This window comes from Sphingobacterium populi, assembly GCF_001586775.1.
GTDB lineage: Bacteria > Bacteroidota > Bacteroidia > Sphingobacteriales > Sphingobacteriaceae > Sphingobacterium > Sphingobacterium populi.
The window spans coordinates 202,660-223,349 of sequence record NZ_LQXS01000005.1; the positions used below are offsets into that span (position 1 = coordinate 202,660).

Sequence of the window (20,690 nt, forward strand, 5' to 3'; positions counted from 1 at the left end):
GGAAAGTTATGGGAAAACCAACAGGATTTTTAGAATATGATAGAGTTGCACCGCAAAAGGATGCAGCGGACAGTCGGGTTAAAAACTATGATGAGTTTGTGCAACCGTATTCCGAGACACAACTAAACGAGCAAGCGGCACGATGCATGAATTGTGGCATCCCCTTCTGTCATTCGGGTTGTCCACTTGGAAATGTGATTCCGGAGTTTAACGATGCTGTCTACGATGGCAAATGGGAAGAAGCTTACCAAATATTGGTATCAACCAACAACTTCCCAGAGTTTACTGGCAGAATATGCCCTGCGCCTTGTGAGGCTGCTTGTGTATTAGGGATCAACAAACCACCAGTATCCATCGAGGAGATTGAAAAACACATCATCGAGATTGCTTTCAAAAAAGGTTATGTAAAACCAAACAAAAGCTTCTTAAAAACCGGCAAGAAAGTAGCCGTGGTAGGTGGTGGGCCAGCAGGATTGGCTGCTGCTGCTCAGCTCAACAAAGCGGGACATGATGTGGTAGTATATGAGCGCGACGATAAAGTCGGCGGCTTATTGCGCTACGGTATTCCGGATTTTAAATTGGACAAATCGGTCATCGATCGTCGCGTAGAAATTATGCAGCAATCGGGTATCGAATTCCGAACGAATGCAGAAGTAGGCAAAAATGTACCAACTTCGGAATTGGATGCGTACGATGCGGTCGTATTATCGGGCGGATCGACCATCCCTCGTAACCTCAATATCAAAGGCAGAGAATTGAAAGGCGTACATTATGCCATGGAATTCCTAAAACAGCAAAATAAGCGCGTGGGGAATTCTCCGATTGATGTGGAGGAAATTACTGCAACAGGCAAAAATGTATTAGTGATCGGTGGTGGTGATACCGGATCGGATTGCGTCGGTACATCGAACCGCCATGGTGCAAAAAGCGTTACGCAGTTTGAGCTGATGCCACAACCACCAAAAGACAGAACTGCCGCAATGCCTTGGCCTACTTATCCGATGTTGTTGAAAACAACCACATCGCACGAAGAAGGTTGTGAGCGCCACTGGAGCGTAAGCACCAAAGAATTCCTGGGTGACGAACAAGGCAACCTACGCGCAGCTTTAGTGGTAGATTTGGCTTGGGAAACGGATGCCAATGGCAGACCAACAAAATTCACAGAAGTAGAAGGCTCTGAACGCGAAATTCCTTGTGAATTGGTCACCCTAGCGATGGGATTCTTGCACCCACAGCATGATGGTTTGTTGGACGAAGCTGGCATTAGCTATGATGAGCGCGGCAATGTCAATGCTAAAGAAGGCGAATACCAAACCTCAAAAACTAAATATTTTGCCGCTGGCGATATGCGCCGCGGACAATCACTAGTAGTTTGGGCCATTTCGGAAGGCCGCGAATGTGCGCGTAAAGTAGATGAATACCTAATGGGATATTCGGAATTGGAATCTAAAGATGCGATTTATTCCTACGCCTAATACCACTACTGTGCAGCGCTGTTAGCGCCGGCATAACGAAGATGATTTTGCGAAAGCCTGTCCTATATTTGGACGGGCTTTCTTTATATTCGTACGTTCATCATTTACCCAAACATTACAATCATGAAAGAGATCATTTTGTCGCAAGTATATCAACATCCATTGATCTCAACAGAAGATCTTCGACGCATCATCGATGCGCATGAACCACGATCTTTCAGCAAAGGTGAACACCTCTACAAGCGTGGCAAAGTGCTCAACGAATATCTGGTATTGGAGAGTGGACTGATCCGTTCGTTCACGCACAATTATCAGGGAGACGAAATCACCACCGATTTCTTTGGGCAATATGAGGTCGTTATTGAAGTACTTTCATTATTCCAGCGCACCGCTCTTCAGGAAGATTTGCAAGCCTTGACCGACGGATGCGGATGGACAATATCGTATGACGTCTTTCAAGAGTTGTTTCATGCAATTCCGGGGCTCAGCGAATGGGGCAGACTATGGATGACCAATAAGCTCTTTCAATTCAAACAAAAATCAATCGATATCATTACACAATCTGCCAAAGAGCGCTATCTGGATATCGTGACCAACAAACCACAAATCATCCGTCATGCTCCCTTAAAACAAATTGCGAGCTATTTGGGCATTACCGACACATCACTTAGTCGCATTCGAAAAGATATTAGCTAGGACAGCATTTCTTGCCATAGGGTAAGAGTGCTCAGCGGTTTATCGCATAGATTTGTTGATACTACGACGGCGTACTATGTCGTATTTACTTTATAAACATTTTTGATATGATCGCAAATCCTTATCTCAACTTTGAAGGCAAAACGGAAGAAGCATTCCGCTTTTACCAATCCGTCTTTGGCGGCGAGCTCCACATTCAGTACATGCATCAAATCCCTGACTTTGATGTACTCGACGAAGAAAAAAACTATGTCATGCATGCTTCCATTCCGCTCGGAGACCGACAATTTCTCATGGCATCAGATTGCCTTAAGAGTGCTGGACATGTGTTGCATCAAGGCAACAATCATTACATATCACTTGTACCAGACAGCCGCGAAGAAGCCGACCGTCTATTTAACGGGCTGTCTGTAAATGGGACGGTAGAGATGCCGATGGAAGACATGTTTTGGGGCGATTATTTTGGGTCATTTACAGATCAATTCGGTGTGCGGTGGATGATCAATTTTCCAATTACGTAAAATTTACTCCACGAGATATGAAAAAACTAACCTATAACATCGACATCAAAGCACCTGCAAACTTGGTGGTCGACCAGATGATTGGCAAAGAAACTTACTCACAATGGACTTCGCTATTTAGTCCAACTTCGGACTTTGAAGGCGGCTGGAACAAAGGCGACAAGATCAGGTTTACCGCGATGGATGAGCGCGGTACCAGACAAGGCATATTAGCCGAGATCGTGGAGCATATACCACATCAATTTATTTCCATGCATCATTATGGTTATTTGTACGGCGACCAAGAAATCACCGAAGGTCCAGAATTAGCAGTGCTAGAGAATTCGTTTGAAAATTATTACTTCGACCAAAAGGACGGCATCACTAACTTACGCATAGAGGTAAGCGATGATGGCGAGCACACAAAACACATGAACGAAATATGGCCAAAAGCGCTAGAAAAATTAAAGGCTATGTGTGAAAACAAAGCGTAATACAGATAGACACCAACGTTGTTGTACTCATTTTAGCATATACGCAAGTTTAGGCATGATATTCGATTAATGTATGCTACAAAGTTTATGTATTCTTGCTATGGAAAAAAAAGGGTGGACAGATGTCGATACTTACATTACTTCTTTCCCGAAGGATGTGCAACAAAGGCTACAGGCTATACGCGCCATCATACGTCGTGTAGCTCCTGAGGCACAAGAGCAGATTTCCTACGATATGCCCGCATATAAATTGCATGGCAAGCCGCTTGTATACTTTGCTGCATTCAAAAACCACATTGGTTTTTATGCTACACCAACCGGCCATAAAGCTTTTGAGGAAAAACTTTCTCCGTACAAATCTGGTAAGGGCTCGGTACAATTTCCTTTAAAAACTCCACTGCCAGAGGATCTCATTGAACGGATGGTTGTTTTTAGAAAAGAGGAAGAAGATGCTAAACACAAAAAATGATGAATATAACAGCGATTACTATTTCTACAACCATTGATACCACGCTCGAAGCAGCATGGAAGTTTTATAATGAACCAGAACATATTGTCCAATGGAATTTTGCGTCCGAGGACTGGATTTGCCCTAGTGCTTCGGTAGATTTGCAACCCGGTGGCGAGTACAAAGTGCGTATGGAATCCAAAGATGGCAACATGGGATTTGATCTTGAAGCGATTTATTCGGACGTATCAGCTCCCGAACAGGTAAGCTACGTGATGACCGACGGTCGAAAGGTGAACACACATTTCTCGGAGAGCGAGGCCGGCGTCATCGTCACGACGATCTTTGATCCCGAGAATACGCATGATCACGAAACACAGCGCGCAGGCTGGCAGGCCATCTTAGATAATTTTAAGAAATATGCAGAATTACAAATGGAAACTCCACCCGATTTCGAATAGTGGGTAATGTACCTAGTACGAAGAATGGCGTGACTGTTGAAGCTTTCTATTTTAATAGTAACAAAGAAACCAAAAATTAAATGGGGCTGATTTGACAAAAAAATCAGCCCTACTCGTTAAACAAGCCATCGTTTAAGGCAAAAAAACGGTCTTTTTTTAGTAATTTTATCCGCAACCATCACAATTTAGGTCGGATACATGCTATTAACGGTAATTCTAGGATTATTCAGTGCAATACTGATGTTGCCATTAGGCAACAAAATTAAGACAAGATGGAGCGGCTTACTGGCGCTCGTACCTGCCATCATATTCTTGTATTATCTATACTATGTACCTGCTGTATCCACAGGAACTATCTATACCCAGATCCTGCCTTGGGTTCCTTCCATGGATATCAATTTTGCTTTTCGCTTAGATGGTTTATCTCTGCTCTTTGCCTTATTGATCTCTGGTATTGGTACTGCCATTTTTGTCTACGCTATCAAATACTTAAAGGGCCACCCGTATTTCGATCGGTTTTTTGGCTATTTGTGCCTATTCATGGCTGCGATGCTTGGTGTAGTGCTGTCCGACAATATTTTTTCCCTATTTATATTCTGGGAATTAACGAGCATAAGCTCCTTCTTTTTGATCGGCTTTAATAATGATAGTGACGAATCTCGCACAAGCGCTTTGCGTGCCCTAACCGTAACCGGAATGGGTGGATTTTTTCTATTGGCTGGTTTAGCATTGTTGGGAAATATCGCAGGCACCTACTACATCTCAGAATTGGTATTAGCACGAGATTTGATTATTGGACATCGCTTGTATCCAGTTATTTTGGCGCTCATCTTCTTAGGGGCTTTTACCAAATCAGCACAATTTCCTTTCCACTTCTGGCTACCTGGCGCCATGAAAGCGCCGACACCAGTATCTGCATATCTGCATTCGGCCACGATGGTGAAGGCTGGCATTTATCTTTTGGCTCGATTCAACCCCGTGCTGGGGCATACCGAATTGTGGAGCTACACGTTGATGATTGTCGGTGGATTTACCATGATCTATGCCGCACTTCACGCGCTTTTCCGATTGGATTTAAAAGGAATTTTGGCTTATTCGACCATTTCTGCATTAGGCGTACTTACGTTTTTGATCGGATTGGGAACTAAGGAAGCTATTATCGCTGTGGTCGTATTTATCCTAGTACATGCTCTTTACAAAGCGACACTATTCATGGTAACTGGTATCATCGACCACGAAACTGGCACACGCGACATCAGTAAACTAGCCGGATTACGAAAGATGATGCCTTGGGTAGCAGTCGCAGGCGGGCTTGCCGCTTTGTCGAGCGCTGGCTTGCCCATTACCTTTGGCTTTATCGGTAAAGATTTAATTTATGCTGCTACATTAGAAAGTGGAGATACGCTAGCTATTATCCTCACTAGTTTGGCAGTGGGCACTAACATTGCTTTGGTTGCTGCCGGATTCATGGCTGGTATCAAACCATTTTCTGGCAAGCTGCCAGAAACGTTACAAGATACGCCCCGACCCTACGCAGCACTTTGGATTCCGCCGCTCATTCTGGGCGTACTCGGGTTGATAGCAGGCATTTTCCCAGGTGTTACGGGCAACTATTTTTCTTTACAAGCGGCCGACTCCATTTTCGGTGGCAATACCGATCTTCATCTAGCAATATGGCATGGTGTGAATACCGTCTTAATTCTAAGTTTGGCCACATTAGGGACAGGTATACTCGTTTATCTGGCCAACAAGCCAAGTGCTGGAAAGCTACAGGCGCTCGAACGTTTAAATGTGATTTCACCGCAGTATATATTTGACCTACTTGGCCGAGGACTGCTTAAGTTATCGCAAAACTATACTAACGTGGTACATAATGGCTACCTACGATCTTACCATCTAAAAATCATCTTGTTTGCCGAAGCTCTGCTGGTGTATAAACTGTGGTTAAGCGGCCCGATTCATCTTGATTGGGAGAACCTGACTGCGTTGTCCATTTATGAAGTTGCGGTTGTACTGATTTTAATTGGTGCAATGGGTATTGTTTTATCGACACCTTACCTACTTACGGCAGTGCTGGCCATGACGGTAGTGGGCTATTGTATCTGTTTGATGTTCGTCTTTTATAGCGCGCCAGATTTGGCGATGACTCAGTTTACTATTGATACGCTCACGACCGTACTATTCGTATTGGTGCTATACAAATTGCCGCCTTTCTTGAAGCTAGAAAGCAGCACTCGTCGCTACCGCGATATCGCCGTAGCACTGGGGTTCGGCACCATCCTATCGCTTATTGCTCTCAAAGTAATCAACGAACCGATCGAAAAAAGCATCAGCCAATTTTACGGCGAAAATGCCTATTTGCTCGCAAAGGGTAAGAATGTCGTCAATGTAATACTCGTTGATTTTAGAGGAATAGACACCTTGTTCGAAACGGTAGTGCTGAGTATTGCGGCCATCGGTGTTTACAGCTTGCTAAAATTGCGTTTAAAATCTTCTGAAAAAGAATAATTAGATATGAGAAGTACGATCTTACAAACCGCTACGCGGTATTTGCTCCCTATACTACTCCTATTTTCGGTGTTTTTGCTCTTGCGTGGGCACTACTTTCCGGGAGGAGGTTTTGTGGGTGGTTTAGTTGCTTCTATTGCTTTCGTGCTGCATAGCTTTGCCAACGGTGCCGAGGCATCGATGAAAATTATGCGTCGTAAGCCACTATCGCTAATACCTATGGGATTAGGGTTGGCCGTATTGAGTGTGATCATACCGACTTTTTTCGGTTATCCTCCAATGACAGGGTTGTGGTTAGAAGAAAAGTTTCCAGTTATTGGCTCAATCGGGACGGCGTTATTTTTCGACATTGGCGTTTACCTCGTCGTGATTGGCGTGGTACTAACAATATTATTTACTATATCTCTCAACCAAGATTAAGCGTATGGAATTATTACTTATACTGGTACTTGGTCTGATGTATGCTGCGGGTGTGTATCTCATCCTTCGGCGTAGTATGATCAAATTGCTCTTAGGAATTATGATGATGGGGAATGGCACTAATATCTTAATCTTCGTAATGGGATCGATTACCCGAGGAGCGCCACCTGTCATAAACAGCAACCACAATATTTTTCAAGATATTTATGCTGATCCGATCCCACAAGCCTTGATTTTGACGGCGATTGTAATCAGCTTCGCTTTATCCGCATTTGCTATCGTACTGCTCAAACGGGCGTATGCATTGTTACAAAAAGATGATCTAGACGATCTTAATACTCCCGAAGAAGAAGATATATGATAGACAACCATATTTTAGCCGCCATTTTTGTTCATCTAATTACTGCTATACTGCAGCTGATTGCGTGGCGCAAAACCATCACGCAACGCTATCTATCGGTGGGCGGTACTTTTTTGGCTTTGATCGTGGCTATTCGGCTATTTGAGAAAGTGTATGCGGAGGGCACTTTAACATTGAATGCCTCTAATTGGGAGGCGCCGTTCGGAATTGTATTTGTGGCCGATTTACTAGCGGTCACGCTGGTATTATTAACATCGCTCGCCGGCTTTGCGGTGTCCATCTTCTCCACTACCGGCCTTAGTCGGCAACGCATGATGTACGGGTATTTTCCGATTTTTCACTTCCTACTAATGGGTTTGATCGGCGCTTTTCTTACCGGAGACATTTTTAACCTTTACGTTTGGTTTGAGGTCATCATTATATCATCGTTTGTACTCATGACCTTAGGTGGGCGAAAAGCGCAGCTAGAAGGAGCCATCAAATATATGGCTCTAAATATACTGGCTTCGATGTTTTTCTTAACTGGTATTGGGATCTTGTACGGGATCACTGGATCATTGAATATGGCCGATTTGGCCTTGAAGATCCAAACCGTCAAAAATCAAAATCTTATCGGCATTACCTCTATATTCTTTATTTTGGGATTTGGTATTAAGTCCGCCGTATTTCCGTTGTATTACTGGCTGCCTTCGTCTTATCATACGCCGCCATCTGCTGTAGCAGCAACTTTCGGAGGTTTGCTTACTAAAGTCGGCATCTATGCGATGCTTCGAGTATTTAGCTTGATCTTCATTCCGGATGAGTTTACCAAGCAGCTGTTGCTCGTCATTGCAGTACTCACTATCCTGACTGGATCTTTGGGCGCATTGGTCAAAACCAATGTGCGACGCCTATTTTCGTACCTCATAGTATGCCACATCGGATTTATGATGGGCGGCCTAGCGATGTTTACCAAAATTGCACTGATGGGGACCATTTTCTACCTTATTCACGATATTATGGTCAAAACAAACATGTTTTTGATTGCAGGCGTGATTCGACAATTACGTGGATCGATGGATATGTCGAAGCTTGGCGGTATATATGGAGAATACCCCAAAATATCGCTGTTAATCGCTATCGTACTATTTTCACTTGTTGGTATCCCACCTTTGTCGGGTTTCTGGCCCAAAATTTTTCTTTTCCAAGAAGCATTTGGTCAAGGTCAATACGTATTTGTGGGTGCGTTGATTATCGGTAGCTTAGTCACATTGTATGTCATTGCACATATGTGGTCGGAAGTATTTTGGAAGAATGCACCGGAACAGTCCCTATTAGAGAACAAGTTTGCACCTATGCCGTTGTTTAAGAAGATTTTATTGATTTTGCCCGTTGCTATTTTAGCTGGCGCTTCTTTATACATTGGATTATATGCTGAAGGAATTGTGCAAGTTGCAGACCGAATATCTAACGATTTAATAGACACCACGCCTTATATCGAAGCGGTATTAGGACCAAAAAGATAATTTGATATGATTAAGTATTTCTTAATGAATCTATTGCTATCCTTCATCTGGGTGGCACTGACTGGTTCACTTTCTTACTCTAATTTCATCTTTGGTCTGCTATTAGGCTTTTTCGTACTATGGATCATGAGTCGCAATGAGTATGATCAACGCTATTTCTACCGTGTACCTAAGATCATTAGCTTTTTATTGTATTTCATTTGGGAGATGATTAAAGCAAATTTACAGGTAGCGTACGATGTGATGACGCCGAAATACTTCTTCCGACCTGGAGTAGTACGTTTTCCGTTGAGCGCCAAAACAGACTTGGAAATCAATGTACTATCGACGTTCATATCCTTGACGCCGGGCACCTTGATTTTAGATGTGAGCGAAGATAAGAAAGCCCTGTACATACATGTAATGTATTTGAATGATCCCGAAATTTTTATTAACAGTTTGAAAATGGGCGTAGAACGCAGATTGATGGAGGTATTACGATGACATTAGGCACCTACTTTGATTATGTTATTTTACCGATTCTTACCTTATCGGTACTGCTGGTATTTATCCGCATTGCCAAAGGTCCATCGGTTGTAGATCGCGTAGTTGCGCTCGACGTCATGATCACTATCGGTATCGGTATCATAACTATTTATAGTATCCGGCAGAATGAAGAAGTATTACTCGATGTAGCTATCATCTTGGCGCTGATCGCCTTTTTGGGCACTATCGCATTCTCGTATTATATTGAAAAACAAAAAGATGATTAATATTATATTAGGAATTTTGAGCACTATAGGTGCTTTATCCATCTTATTTGCTTCCATTGGACTGATTCGTATGCCTGATTTTTATTTGCGGCTATCCGTCACGGTAAAAGCTTCGACTTTAGGGGTTGGTCTTTTTTTAATATGTGCGGCGATCATGTTTCCAGATGACATCTCGGTCACGACGAAAGCAATTGCTATTATATTCTTCTTAATCATCACGGCACCCGTAGCGGCACATATGATCGCACGAACAGCTTACATCACCGGAACGCCGCTATGGAAAGAAACGGTGATAGACGAATTGCACGGTATGTACAATCAAGAAACACACGAACTGAAAAGCGATCCCGAAGATGCACAAGAGGATAACGACGAACAGACGGATAGTGCAAACGGGCAGATAGCCGATAATGAAGAAGCAACTCAATAAAGCGGTAACTACACAACGTTAAAAAGGGTTAAAGCATCAAAGGCCACTCTAAAAAAGACCTAACTTTGACCCCCATATTTACTGCAATTAATTCCATACCTTTGTATCTCAGTAGGAATGAATAAATCAACTAGAAGATGAAGAAATACACGATTTTTTTTATTGTTTTTGTACTTTCACTAGTGCAATTCGTACAAGCGCAAGATAAATTAATCGATAGAGTCGTAGCTACCGTGGGGTCCAATATCATCTTACAATCGGATGTTGATATGCAATACACGCAATATTTAGCAAATGGTGGACCTGCAAATCCAAACTTTAAATGCCAGGCTTTGCAACAGCTCATCATGACCAAATTGTTGGCACAGCAAGCGGTGATCGACTCTGTTGAGGTATCTGAAGCAGAAGTTGATGATCGCATCAACCAGAATATGCGTCATATGATTAGGCAAGCCGGTAATCAGGAGCGTTTAGAAGGGTTTCTGAAACGGTCGGTATTGCAGTACAAAGAAGAAATACGCCCTACAATGGCAGAGCAAATGCGGGCAGAGCGTTTACAAGGAAATATTGTTCAGAAGATTAACGTCACTCCACAAGAAGTAAGCCGTTATTTTGATGGATTGAATAAGGACAGTCTCCCTTACTTCAACACAGAAATTGAAACTGGCGAAATCGTCATTGAACCGGTATTGACTAAGTCTGAAAAAGAACAATATAAAAACAAAGCCGAAGGTTATCGCCAGCAAATATTAGCTGGGTCAGATTTTGGAACTATTGCTCGGTTTTACTCCGAATGTCCATCTGCTCCGAACGGTGGTGATTTGGGTTTCTCTACTCGTGAAGGTTACGTGAAAGAGTTTTCTGCTGTTGCTTTCAAATTAAAGCCTGGCGAGATCTCGGAAGTATTCGAAACTCCCTTTGGTTTTCACTTTTTACAAGTATTGGAAAGACGTGGGGAAGAGGTGAATGTGCGCCACTTGTTAATCACCATGAAACCGACACAAGCCAGCTTGGAGCGTGCAAAATCTAAGATCGATAGCGTATACAATCTTGTTGCTACGGGTAAAATGAGTTTTCATACCGCAGCATCCTTGTACTCTGATGCCAAAGAAACTAAATTCAATGGCGGTATGGTATTCGATCAAAACTCCTACACACGCAGTACGATGATTTCTGTAGATGGACTGGAGCGTGATCTATTTGCAGCCATTGACACCTTGAAACCTGGACAATACTCTAAACCTTACCTGTTTTCACATGTAACAGATGCACATCGTGACGGAATCCAAGCCTACAAATTCAATTATTTGAAAACACGCGTGGCACCGCACCAAGCCAATATGGAGCAAGATTTCGCAAAAATCCAAGAAGCGGCTCAGCAAGACAAAGTCAACCGGTATTTGAGCGAGTGGTTCGAAAAGCGTACAGCATCCACGTACATTCATGTCAACGAAGATTTTTCGACTTGTGATGATCTTGAACTGTGGTTAAGAAAACCTAAAGAAGAGGAAAAAGTAGCTCAAGCGAATTGACGCTTACCGAGCAACTCCAATATTAATAATAAATACGAAGGGTCTTCAACTGATGTTGAAGACCCCTTCGTATTTATTGCAATCGGCACCGAGATTAGATCGACTCCAAGGCGGCTTTGTAGTTTGGCTCTTCGGTTACCTCCGCTACTTGCTCGGTGTATTTCACTTTTCCATCAGAACCAATCACTACTACAGCGCGGCTTAACAAACCTTCTAATGGACCGTCCGAAAATTTCACTCCGTATGCTTCTGAGAACTTTTCATCCTTGTATTCTGACAAGGTGTGTACCTGCTCAAGGCCTTCTGCTGCACAAAAACGACCCTGTGCGAAAGGTAAATCGCGTGAAATACACAATACCACCGTATTGTCTAAACCCGAAAGCTCCTGATTAAATCTTCTCACAGAAGCAGCACATGTGCCAGTATCTACACTAGGGAAGATATTTAGCACGATGTTTTTCCCACCGAAATCTGCCAAGGACTTTTGTGACAAATCACTACCTGTAAGCGAAAAATTAGGAGCGCTATCCCCCACGTTAGGTAATGTCCCCTGCGTGTGTACTTCGTTGCCTTTAAATGTTATTGTAGCCATGAATTTTAATTTTATAATGACGACAAGATAGGAAATTATCAAGAGCTAAGCTAAACAATATCACACTATACTGGTTATGTATTTAAATTTTATAGAAATAAATTATAGCTTTATCGGATTAAAATATTATGTTAGCATACTAATTATAAACATCATTGCCCACCATCAGTAGGCAACACTAACCACATATAACTAAGAGCATATGAAAAGATTATTACTCGGCCTTTTATTGGCAACTCCTGTGTTCGCGATGGCACAAGGGACGCAGGTAAATACGCAAAATCAAAAGATTGTCGGTATGGCGGGCGCTGGTAGCGCACTGTTTATCGATGAGGCTTCGATGGTCTATAGCCCCGGAGCTTTGGCCAAGATGGAACATAATGCAGTACAAGTAGGCGCTACTGGTATCATGTTTCGTTCAGCCTTTCAAGAGGCGGGTTCTTCCAATGGGTACAATACCAGATTTCAGATCAGTCCTCCATTTGCCGCTTATGCTACATTTGGACCAAAAGGTGCTTTTTGGAAAGCGGGTTTGGCTGTTTACACACCTTTTGGCGGAGCGGTTGATTGGGGTAATGATTGGCCTGGCCGTTATGAGTTAAATGATCTTTCGCTAAGAGCTATTTATATCCAACCAACAGTTAGCTTTAAGTTAACAGAACAATTTTCAATCGGCGGTGGTTTTATTTACAATGTTGGCTCAGTAGACTTAAGTAGATCTATACCTGCCTTCCACCCTGATGGAAGACCGTCAACCGCACAGCTTTCAGGCACAGGTACTGGTACGGGCTATAATTTAGGAGTTCACTACCACTTGGAAGATCAATTTGCTCTTTCCATCAGTTATCGTTCAAAAGTGATCACCAGATTGGACAACGGCTCGGCACAATTCGACGTACCACAAACCTTAGCACCAAACTTTCCTAATACCGCGTTTGCAGCCGAGTTACCTCTTCCTTCTTCATTAAACTTGGGTATTACGTTTCCTGTAGGAGAAAGAGTGAATATGGCGATCGATGGGTCGATTCTAAATTACAGCATTTATCAGCAATTAGCCTTTGAATACGAAACAGATCTGATTCCAAATACGGTTTCTGAAAAGAACTACGAGAATGCCTACTCGGGAAGAGTTGGTATAAACTATCAAGCAAGTAATCGCTTAGCACTTCGCACAGGTGTTGGTTACATTCGTACGCCAGTACGCGCAGGTTATGTATATCCCGAAACACCAGACAATGATAGATTCGTTGCTGCTTTAGGTTTGACGTACGACATTACTCCAAAATGGGAGTTGAATGCATCCTACGCTTTTCAACACACTCTCCCGAGAACGACTACAAATGTATCGACCGGGTTAAGAGGGCGGTATGAAACCTACATCCATGCTCCAGGCGTTTCACTTAGCTATAAATGGTAAACCTTACGATTATGAAAAAGATCTTTAACAACTATATTTTTGCATTTGCGGCACTGTTCTTTGTTGCTTCCTGTGCTCCAAGTTTCGACGAACCAGAAGTGCGGACATCTACGGCAGATTTCTCTAAGTACATTTCTATCGGTAATTCATTGACTGCTGGCTTTGCGGATGGCGGCTTATATCTAGAAGGCCAGCGCGTCGCATTCCCTAACTTGATCGCGGCGCAGATGCAGCAAGTCGGTGGCGGTACCTTTACCTCACCGTTCTTTAACGAAAATCAGGCAAATGGATCCGGTTATCTTCGTCTTACCGCATTAACAAATGGTAATCCTACACTCGAGTCGGTAACCACCAACTTGGCTATTAGAGGTCAGAATCCGGTAACTGGCGGGCCGTTATATACGAAATACGAAGGAGCGGAATACCATAATTATGGCGTACCAGGTATGCGGCTAGATTTAGCCTTTGTACCGGAATTTGGTGCAGCAAATCCGTATTTTGAACGTTTGTTGGAAGATAGTGCTGTACGAAACACAAGCTATCTTAGTTTCACTACAGGCAGACAGCATACTTTTTTCTCTTTTTGGTTAGGCAATAATGATGTATTAGGCTATGCCATGAATGGCGCTGTTGCCAATCCTGCTGACGCAACGACTACATTGACCAACATTCAAACTTTTACTGGAGCTTATAACAACTACATCGCTGCATTGACCACCGGAGACCGTAAAGGAGTCGTGGCCACTATTCCGGATGTTACGAGCATTCCATTTTTTAATACAGTTACCTACGCGCAGCTTGTAGCTGGTGTACGCTCTGCAACGGGTAATAATGACCTAGATATTTACATTCAAACTAAAACAGGCATTAGAGCTGCTACTCCAGAGGACCTATTCTTTTTAACATTGCCTAGAGAAAGGATTGGTGTAGACAATGGATTTGGTGTTGATCCACGCAACCCAATACCAGACAATATGGTACTAGATCGTGATGAAATACCACAAGTGAGCGCTATTGTGATACAATACAATTCGGTTATCAGACAAGCCGCAGAAGCTAATGACTTAGCGCTAGTGGATATGTATAGTTTCTTTAATCAGGTGAAATCAGGCTTAGTATTGAGCAGCATACCTTTCAATGCGCAATTCATTCGTGGCAATGCCTTTTCTTTAGATGGGATACATCTTACTCCAATCGGTAATGCGGTTGTGGCAAACGTATTTATAGAAGCTATTAACAAAAAGTATAATGCTTCCATACCACGAGTAGATATCACTCAATACGCTGGCGTAAGGATGCCTAATTAAAGTAGATACATTTCACATAATCTCTTTTATCTGGAATAGAATTTAAAGCGTTGGTTCTCTGAACCAACGCTTTTTTTGCTAACAAGCTATTATGTATATTTGTAATACGATGAAAGTAACATTACAACGCGAAAACGATGCCATGCACTTCGCAGGCAGTAGTAGCACGTCTGACGTGAAAATACATATTGATGGCTCTCCAGAAATCGGAGGCAAAGGTTTGGGCGTACGACCAATGGAGTTAGTACTATTTGCACTTGGCTCATGTAGTGTGTTTGATCTATCTGTCATTTTGAAAAAGCAACGCCAACAGATCGATGACATCCAAGTGGAAGTACAAGGCAAGCGCAGGGAAGAAGTACCGACCATTTTCACCAACATTCATATTGCATTTTCACTTAAAGGCACTATCGATACGGACAAAGCAGCAAAAGCGGCTGAATTAGCCGTCAAGAAATATTGTTCGGTACACGACATGTTAGCCGCAGGCGGTGTTGATATTACGTATAGCATTAAGATCAACTAGGCCACCTCAGATAATTTTCAAACAAGCGACTATGCTATTCAGCACAAAAGCGCGACGGATCTTGTTACCTGTCGCGCTTTTGTATTTGGACTGTTGTCGACTATCTTTAGTTGACAGCCGCTCAATTTATATCGTCTATCTTGTCTTCTCAGGAATGACTGCCCAAATCACATTTGCGGCGTCATCTGCTACAAGCATATAATCTTTGGTAAATGCAACACCGACTGGTCGGCCATGCACTTCTTTCTTATCTTTATTCGCCACAAAACCGGTTAGAAAATCCTGTGTTTTCCCATTTGGTTTGCCATTCACGAAGGGAATGAAGGCAACTTTGTAACCCACAAATTCTGAACGATTCCACGATCCATGCTGTCCGATGAAAGCACCTTGTTCAAAGCCCGGCGCTTTGTTAAATACAAACCCGAGCGAAGCAGTATGTGCGCCCACGGCATAATCTGGTTTTAATGATTTGGGCAAATTCTCTGGGATACGACCTTCCCATCGTGGATCTACCTTCATGCCCCAGTAATAATAAGGCCAGCCATAAAATTTCTCAGCTTGTACCGACGTGATATAGTCTGGTACTAACTCATCTCCAAGTTCATCTCGCTCATTCACCGCAGTCCACAACATATTAGTTTGTGGCTCAATATCCATACCGACCGCATTACGCAATCCAGATCCAAATATGCGCTCACCCGAACCATCGGGATTTACTTCCAAGATGACCGCACGGCGCACTTCATGCTCCATACCATTTTCGCCAACATTACTCCCTGATCCTACTGAAATGAATATTTTACTTTCATCTTTATTCGCTATAATGTTTCTTGTCCAGTGGTTATTATACCCACCAGCAGGCAACGTTAAGAGCTTCGTACCAGATTTCGATTTCAATGTACCTTTTTGTCGGTCATAAGGATAGCGCATTAGCGCATCCGTATTAGCAACATAGAAATAGTCTCCCAAGATCAACATACCGTAAGGTTGTGCCAGATTGTTCAAAAACACGTTCTTTTCATCTGCGATGCCATCTCCGTTTGTATCTTTGAATACTAACACCTCATCTGGACTCGCACTGCGAAAGATATTTCGCGCATTAACATACTCGTCATCCTTACCTTCCTCGTCAGTACGCGATTGCGCGACAAATATATCCCCGTTTGGGCCCACATAAATATTTCTCGGACTATTCAGATTTTCGGCAAATTTGACGACTTTATAGCCTTTAGGTGCTTTCGGCATGGCGCCATCCTTCCAGCCCACAATAGTTGCGAACTTATTGGTAGGCTTAGTTGCCATAGGCTCTTGTATGGCGATAGAATCTCCATATTCACGATCGACTTTTGTGGAGTCGTTAATGCTATGTTTTTTTTGTTCTTGATTGCTCGAATTACAGCTGAATAGGCTGATGCTAAATAATAATCCGTAAAAAACAGGTTTTTTAATAAGATAAGTCATAATCTAAATTGCGTGTAACTAACTTACAAGTTACAACAACAATGTGTCGAAATAGTTTAAAAAGCCTATTCTTCTTCGATGAGTACATCCGTAGAAGGGGCATTCCCATCACTACTTGTTTGCTCTTGTCCTTCTTTTTCATCAGATTTTTCCGGAACGGTACTATCCCGTTTGCGAAGCATCATATCTTCTACCGATGTAGGCCGATCTTGTGGTCGCCAAATGAACCCTGGCAAAATTTCATTCTCCTGATTAACCAGTTTGAGAGGGTAAACCTGTTGGTTGGGTTTGTAACTACTATACAGGAGTATTTTACGATCTTCAAAAACAATCTTGATTCGTGCACCGCGATCATGAAACATGTCTCGAATAATACCCGTGGGCTCATCTACGTTGAATACCAGATTCTCAGCATTGCCATCTACAAACAATCGTTCGATATAATTTTGATCAAAGAAAACCGTAATCTTGCGTCCCTTCAATTGGTTGAATTTTATGGAATCTAGCACCGCATTAACCATAAAGGCATTATCTTTCAATAGGGCATTATCGAGCTTTCGATTCACCATCTGCATGTAAATAGTATCAGCCGATATCTGCGAACCATCCGACCAAATCATGGGTTTCCCCATGAAGCGAAACATCGAATCCTGCATGCCATAGTAGACCGAATCGGCCACCGCTTGCAAATCGGATTTGAACATACGTACATGGTGATATGCTTTTACAATACGAGTTCTTGCTGTATCAGCGAGCGCTTTTACGGAATCTTGTGCCGATAAAGAATCTGGCTTCATCACCGTTTCCATCGCGGCATCAATGCGTTTGCCGGCCTCATTCTCTAAAGGAATTACCACTTGGTCACGTAGCGTACTATCCGCCTTCAGAGTATTGGCAATGGTCAGCGAATCTGCTCTCTTGCCCATATCTGGCGGTCTGCCGATTGCGCGTTGCAACTCTTTTTTCTGGATCGAATCTACTGCCGCAATCGTGCTATTTACCACATCGGTACTGTCGGCATTAGATATCGTTGGTGGGATAGAAAGCTCATTCAGCTCGTCGCTTTCGCCTGCTTCTATCAAATCATCATCATCGCCATAATCAACATCTTCCTCCAAGAGCAACTGACCACCATCGCGACTCAATCCCAGATTGAGCGCCACATATTCGGCTCGGGGAATGGTTCTTGAAAATATCGTATCCGCAGTCATGTAAACCGTATCTACTTTACTTTTTGGTGTAGAAGCGATATGTACAGTATCTAAAAGCACCCGATCATCTGATAGAGAATCGGTCAATAATGCTAGCTCTTGCTTAGCTATCTCCTCTTTTTGCTGTTGTTCCTCTTCCAAAGCACGGTCGCGTAACCTACGCTCACGCCGCGACAACTTTTCTTCTTCAACCTCACCATTCGCTATACTGTCAACAGGCGCTTTGGACGCGGTATCGTTCTCTACGACCATCTTCACCAGCGGATTATCGGCCATCGTAATAGACTCTTCTCCACCGCGATATTTTCCGTATCCGCCATTAGCATAGAACTTCTCCAATGTATCTACGAATACCACATTCCGGAAAGCTTCTCCATCGCCAACCGATCGATCATAATATAGGCTATCACCTTTCAAAAATTTGGATCCTTCGGTATAAAGGTTGTTGAGGTTGAACTTGGCAATGCCTGTACCGGTATTATACACACCTCGTTCGGTATAGAGGTTCTCCCCTGCTCTTCCTTTTATATTAGTAGGTCCGAAAAAATAATTGTTGCGTGTAATCGAATTATAGCGCATCGTATCCGTGTATATCACAACATCGGGCGAACGTACGACAACTTTTTCTCTAAAATATGAATCTTTACTGCGCTCAAAATAATAGGCATTACGAGAAGTAATTGTATCTGTACCGCTTACGATGCGACCTCCGCCGGTATACGTACCTCTTTGATCGCGGAAACTGTAAGTCAGATAATTGGTGGTCAAGACGGATTTGCCGTCTACAACACGTACATTGCTCGTGAGCACCGCATGCTGCGTCGCTGCCTCGTAATGCAAGCGGTCGCCATAAATAACGGTACCTGATGGTTGCGTAATTACGACGTTGCCATACGCTTCGAAAAACTCTCTACCAATCTCATCACGCCAGAAATCTCCACTATCAGCCATTAACGTATTGTTTTTATGCTCGTAAACAGGATTGTAATGGCGCATGACGCGCTGTTCAATAATCACACCACGAGTGGAAGAAACCAAACGCATGGCATCTGCTGCGCCTTGCTGCGCTTGCAAAGCCGCCAAAGACAGCAGATAGATGAAAAGGGTAAACAATGGTTTCACAAGCGCAAAAATAGACATTTAATCTCCAAAAAAATGTTAAAAACATGTGCGTGCCTCTCGTAATAAATCGCTTTCTAGACTGTAAGATCAAAAACAATCTGATTAATTCGGTGAAAGTTCGTCTTATGCTCATTAACTTTGGCTATGGAGATCTTGGACAGACTTGCACAATATATGGTTGGCGAGCAATTATGCGATCAGCAAGATCGTATTTTGCTCGGCGTAAGCGGCGGCAAAGATTCTATGCTCATGGCTTATCTACTGTGGAAACTGGATTATCAGATCGCCATTGCACATTGCAATTTTAAACTACGTGGTGAAGAATCGGATCTAGATGAAGCACTTGTTCGTCAATTCGCTACGAAGCACGATATTCCATTTTTTCATACACAGTTTGACACGCAGCTACACGCCGAACAACAGCAGCTTTCTATACAAATGAGCGCTCGTGAACTTCGCTATCAATGGTTCGAGCAGCTTTGCGAAACGCATAATTACCAAGCAGTAGCGGTAGCGCATCATCAACAAGATCATATTGAGACGGTTTTTATCAATCTTACTCGAGGCACGGGTTTGCGTGGCATGCGCGGTATTGCAGCGAAGCGCGATCGCATTATCCGACCAATCTTGTGGATGTCCCAACATGAAATCACGGAAACCGTCAAGCAATTGGATATTCCCTATCGGGATGATCAAAGTAATTTTTCAAACAAATACGTACGCAACAAGATACGCCTTGATATCCTGCCGCAGTTTCGTACGCTGAACCCACATTTTGATACAGTGATGTTGGACAATATCGAGCGATTGGCAGAGAGTTACGACCTGTTACAGCGATTGACGGACGACGTACGTAAGAAACTTTTCGTTGCGGAAGCAGAACGCATCAGTATAGATAAAAGTTCAATCGAAGTTTATATGCACGACCTCCCGTTGCTATTTGAACTATTTAGGCCCTTCCATTTTGAAAAGAATATAGTGGCAGACCTGGCCAATTCCGAACTCCAACACATCGGAGCTCAGTTTGAATCGGAAAGTCATGTCATCTTGGTGGATCGATCCAAGCTGTTTTTATATCGCAGAAGTCAATTGCCGCTAAATCAGCAATATCTGAATCTAGAAGAGCCAAGATTAATCATTGCCGAAAGAACATTATCACTTCAGATTGGTACAGACACCGCACTACATGCTTCTAAAAACAAAGCACAAGTCGATTTTGAGAAGTTAGTATTCCCGCTCACAGTACGTAGCTGGATATCGGGCGACCGTTTTAGACCGCTGGGGATGCAGAGCAGTAAAAAATTAAGCGATTTTTTTATTCAAAAAAAAGTGCCATTGCTAGAGAAAAACCAAGTGCCAATTTTGGTAAATGGTAATGGAGAAATCATCTGGATTATCGGTTACCAATTAGATAATAGGTACCGAATGAGCGAAAATACAAAGAAAGTAGCTACATTCGTATATCGTTAAAA

Annotated in this window: 21 protein-coding genes; 18 read left to right on the forward strand and 3 right to left on the reverse strand. The window is 42.9% G+C overall.

Features of this window, described 5'->3' with window-relative positions; translation table 11 throughout:
• Positions 1-8: 8 nt before the first annotated feature.
• The 14 genes from A0125_RS13080 (at position 9) to A0125_RS13145 (ending at position 11,582) form a co-directional block, all read left to right on the forward strand.
• Entirely contained in the window at positions 9-1,475 is a 1,467-nt protein-coding gene (locus A0125_RS13080; protein ID WP_066757006.1) for a glutamate synthase subunit beta, read from the forward strand.
• A gap of 123 nt (positions 1,476-1,598) precedes the next feature.
• Positions 1,599-2,171 carry a Crp/Fnr family transcriptional regulator gene (locus A0125_RS13085; protein WP_066757009.1) on the forward strand — a complete coding sequence of 191 codons (573 nt, stop codon included), beginning with the start codon at positions 1,599-1,601 and terminating at the stop codon, positions 2,169-2,171.
• A gap of 107 nt (positions 2,172-2,278) precedes the next feature.
• A complete protein-coding gene (locus tag A0125_RS13090) occupies positions 2,279-2,692 on the forward strand; it encodes a VOC family protein (RefSeq protein ID WP_066757012.1) in 414 nt (137 codons plus the stop codon).
• A 17-nt stretch (positions 2,693-2,709) separates the two neighbouring features.
• Positions 2,710-3,165 (forward strand): SRPBCC domain-containing protein, encoded by a 456-nt coding sequence (locus tag A0125_RS13095; RefSeq protein WP_156472546.1) that lies wholly within the window; start codon positions 2,710-2,712, stop codon positions 3,163-3,165.
• Positions 3,166-3,265: 100 nt separating this feature from the next.
• Positions 3,266-3,634 (forward strand): iron chaperone, encoded by a 369-nt coding sequence (locus tag A0125_RS13100; protein WP_066757019.1) that lies wholly within the window; start codon positions 3,266-3,268, stop codon positions 3,632-3,634.
• Positions 3,631-4,074 (forward strand): SRPBCC domain-containing protein, encoded by a 444-nt coding sequence (locus tag A0125_RS13105; protein WP_197464880.1) that lies wholly within the window; start codon positions 3,631-3,633, stop codon positions 4,072-4,074. The genes A0125_RS13100 and A0125_RS13105 overlap by 4 nt, the downstream gene beginning before the upstream one ends.
• Positions 4,075-4,272: 198 nt before the next feature.
• Positions 4,273-6,582, forward strand: coding sequence for a putative monovalent cation/H+ antiporter subunit A (locus A0125_RS13110; protein WP_066757025.1), 2,310 nt, complete (start codon positions 4,273-4,275; stop codon positions 6,580-6,582).
• Between the two features lie 6 nt (positions 6,583-6,588).
• Positions 6,589-7,002, forward strand: a complete 414-nt coding sequence (locus A0125_RS13115; RefSeq protein WP_066757028.1) for a Na+/H+ antiporter subunit B — start codon at positions 6,589-6,591, stop codon at positions 7,000-7,002.
• 4 nt (positions 7,003-7,006) lie between these two features.
• The gene (locus A0125_RS13120; RefSeq protein WP_066757030.1) at positions 7,007-7,363 is read left to right on the forward strand and encodes a Na+/H+ antiporter subunit C; all 357 of its coding nucleotides are present in this window, start codon (positions 7,007-7,009) and stop codon (positions 7,361-7,363) included.
• Positions 7,360-8,868, forward strand: coding sequence for a proton-conducting transporter transmembrane domain-containing protein (locus A0125_RS13125; protein ID WP_066757034.1), 1,509 nt, complete (start codon positions 7,360-7,362; stop codon positions 8,866-8,868). Before A0125_RS13120 ends, A0125_RS13125 begins: the two co-directional genes overlap by 4 nt.
• A 6-nt stretch (positions 8,869-8,874) precedes the next feature.
• Positions 8,875-9,351, forward strand: coding sequence for a Na+/H+ antiporter subunit E (locus A0125_RS13130; RefSeq protein ID WP_066757037.1), 477 nt, complete (start codon positions 8,875-8,877; stop codon positions 9,349-9,351).
• A complete protein-coding gene (locus A0125_RS13135; RefSeq protein ID WP_066757040.1) occupies positions 9,348-9,620 on the forward strand; it encodes a monovalent cation/H+ antiporter complex subunit F in 273 nt (90 codons plus the stop codon). Before A0125_RS13130 ends, A0125_RS13135 begins: the two co-directional genes overlap by 4 nt.
• Positions 9,613-10,050 (forward strand): monovalent cation/H(+) antiporter subunit G, encoded by a 438-nt coding sequence (gene mnhG / locus A0125_RS13140; protein ID WP_066757043.1) that lies wholly within the window; start codon positions 9,613-9,615, stop codon positions 10,048-10,050. Before A0125_RS13135 ends, mnhG begins: the two co-directional genes overlap by 8 nt.
• A 137-nt stretch (positions 10,051-10,187) precedes the next feature.
• Positions 10,188-11,582 carry a peptidylprolyl isomerase gene (locus tag A0125_RS13145; protein WP_066757046.1) on the forward strand — a complete coding sequence of 465 codons (1,395 nt, stop codon included), beginning with the start codon at positions 10,188-10,190 and terminating at the stop codon, positions 11,580-11,582.
• A gap of 94 nt (positions 11,583-11,676) precedes the next feature.
• On the opposite strand, the gene tpx is transcribed toward A0125_RS13145, so the two are convergent.
• Positions 11,677-12,174, reverse strand: coding sequence for a thiol peroxidase (gene tpx, locus A0125_RS13150; RefSeq protein WP_066757048.1), 498 nt, complete (start codon positions 12,172-12,174; stop codon positions 11,677-11,679).
• Between the two features lie 202 nt (positions 12,175-12,376).
• On the opposite strand from tpx, the gene A0125_RS13155 reads away from it, so the two are divergent.
• The 3 genes from A0125_RS13155 (at position 12,377) to A0125_RS13165 (ending at position 15,424) form a co-directional block, all read left to right on the forward strand.
• Complete coding sequence (locus A0125_RS13155) at positions 12,377-13,591, forward strand: OmpP1/FadL family transporter (protein ID WP_066757050.1); 1,215 nt, start codon at positions 12,377-12,379, stop codon at positions 13,589-13,591.
• Between the two features lie 11 nt (positions 13,592-13,602).
• On the forward strand, positions 13,603-14,898 hold the full coding sequence (locus tag A0125_RS13160; protein WP_066757276.1) for an SGNH/GDSL hydrolase family protein: 1,296 nt from the start codon (positions 13,603-13,605) through the stop codon (positions 14,896-14,898).
• A gap of 109 nt (positions 14,899-15,007) precedes the next feature.
• On the forward strand, positions 15,008-15,424 hold the full coding sequence (locus tag A0125_RS13165) for an OsmC family protein (protein WP_066757059.1): 417 nt from the start codon (positions 15,008-15,010) through the stop codon (positions 15,422-15,424).
• 135 nt (positions 15,425-15,559) lie between these two features.
• Here the strand turns inward: A0125_RS13165 and A0125_RS13170 are convergent, their stop codons facing one another.
• Together A0125_RS13170 and A0125_RS13175 are read right to left on the reverse strand one after the other, a co-directional pair.
• Positions 15,560-16,885: a PQQ-dependent sugar dehydrogenase gene (locus A0125_RS13170; RefSeq protein WP_066757062.1), complete on the reverse strand. Its 1,326-nt coding sequence runs from the start codon at positions 16,883-16,885 to the stop codon at positions 15,560-15,562.
• A 65-nt stretch (positions 16,886-16,950) separates the two neighbouring features.
• The gene (locus A0125_RS13175) at positions 16,951-19,218 is read right to left on the reverse strand and encodes an OstA-like protein (RefSeq protein WP_197464881.1); all 2,268 of its coding nucleotides are present in this window, start codon (positions 19,216-19,218) and stop codon (positions 16,951-16,953) included.
• Between the two features lie 144 nt (positions 19,219-19,362).
• Between A0125_RS13175 and tilS the strand changes: the two genes are divergently transcribed.
• Positions 19,363-20,688, forward strand: coding sequence for a tRNA lysidine(34) synthetase TilS (gene tilS, locus A0125_RS13180; RefSeq protein ID WP_066757069.1), 1,326 nt, complete (start codon positions 19,363-19,365; stop codon positions 20,686-20,688).
• The last annotated feature ends 2 nt before the right edge of the window (positions 20,689-20,690 follow it).

Excerpts from the sequence above, each read along its gene's own strand:
- A0125_RS13110 (WP_066757025.1), top strand. The coding sequence starts at position 4,273 with ATGCTATTAACGGTAATTCTAGGATTATTCAGTGCAATACTGATGTTG.
- A0125_RS13090 (WP_066757012.1), top strand. The coding sequence starts at position 2,279 with ATGATCGCAAATCCTTATCTCAACTTTGAAGGCAAAACGGAAGAAGCA.
- A0125_RS13095 (WP_156472546.1), top strand. The coding sequence starts at position 2,710 with ATGAAAAAACTAACCTATAACATCGACATCAAAGCACCTGCAAACTTG.
- A0125_RS13080 (WP_066757006.1), top strand. The coding sequence starts at position 9 with ATGGGAAAACCAACAGGATTTTTAGAATATGATAGAGTTGCACCGCAA.
- A0125_RS13125 (WP_066757034.1), top strand. The coding sequence starts at position 7,360 with ATGATAGACAACCATATTTTAGCCGCCATTTTTGTTCATCTAATTACT.
- A0125_RS13155 (WP_066757050.1), top strand. The coding sequence starts at position 12,377 with ATGAAAAGATTATTACTCGGCCTTTTATTGGCAACTCCTGTGTTCGCG.
- A0125_RS13170 (WP_066757062.1), bottom strand. The coding sequence starts at position 16,885 with ATGACTTATCTTATTAAAAAACCTGTTTTTTACGGATTATTATTTAGC.
- tilS (WP_066757069.1), top strand. The coding sequence starts at position 19,363 with ATGGAGATCTTGGACAGACTTGCACAATATATGGTTGGCGAGCAATTA.
- A0125_RS13145 (WP_066757046.1), top strand. The coding sequence starts at position 10,188 with ATGAAGAAATACACGATTTTTTTTATTGTTTTTGTACTTTCACTAGTG.
- A0125_RS13105 (WP_197464880.1), top strand. The coding sequence starts at position 3,631 with ATGATGAATATAACAGCGATTACTATTTCTACAACCATTGATACCACG.
- mnhG (WP_066757043.1), top strand. The coding sequence starts at position 9,613 with ATGATTAATATTATATTAGGAATTTTGAGCACTATAGGTGCTTTATCC.
- tpx (WP_066757048.1), bottom strand. The coding sequence starts at position 12,174 with ATGGCTACAATAACATTTAAAGGCAACGAAGTACACACGCAGGGGACA.
- A0125_RS13130 (WP_066757037.1), top strand. The coding sequence starts at position 8,875 with ATGATTAAGTATTTCTTAATGAATCTATTGCTATCCTTCATCTGGGTG.
- A0125_RS13085 (WP_066757009.1), top strand. The coding sequence starts at position 1,599 with ATGAAAGAGATCATTTTGTCGCAAGTATATCAACATCCATTGATCTCA.
- A0125_RS13160 (WP_066757276.1), top strand. The coding sequence starts at position 13,603 with ATGAAAAAGATCTTTAACAACTATATTTTTGCATTTGCGGCACTGTTC.
- A0125_RS13120 (WP_066757030.1), top strand. The coding sequence starts at position 7,007 with ATGGAATTATTACTTATACTGGTACTTGGTCTGATGTATGCTGCGGGT.
- A0125_RS13165 (WP_066757059.1), top strand. The coding sequence starts at position 15,008 with ATGAAAGTAACATTACAACGCGAAAACGATGCCATGCACTTCGCAGGC.
- A0125_RS13135 (WP_066757040.1), top strand. The coding sequence starts at position 9,348 with ATGACATTAGGCACCTACTTTGATTATGTTATTTTACCGATTCTTACC.
- A0125_RS13115 (WP_066757028.1), top strand. The coding sequence starts at position 6,589 with ATGAGAAGTACGATCTTACAAACCGCTACGCGGTATTTGCTCCCTATA.
- A0125_RS13100 (WP_066757019.1), top strand. The coding sequence starts at position 3,266 with ATGGAAAAAAAAGGGTGGACAGATGTCGATACTTACATTACTTCTTTC.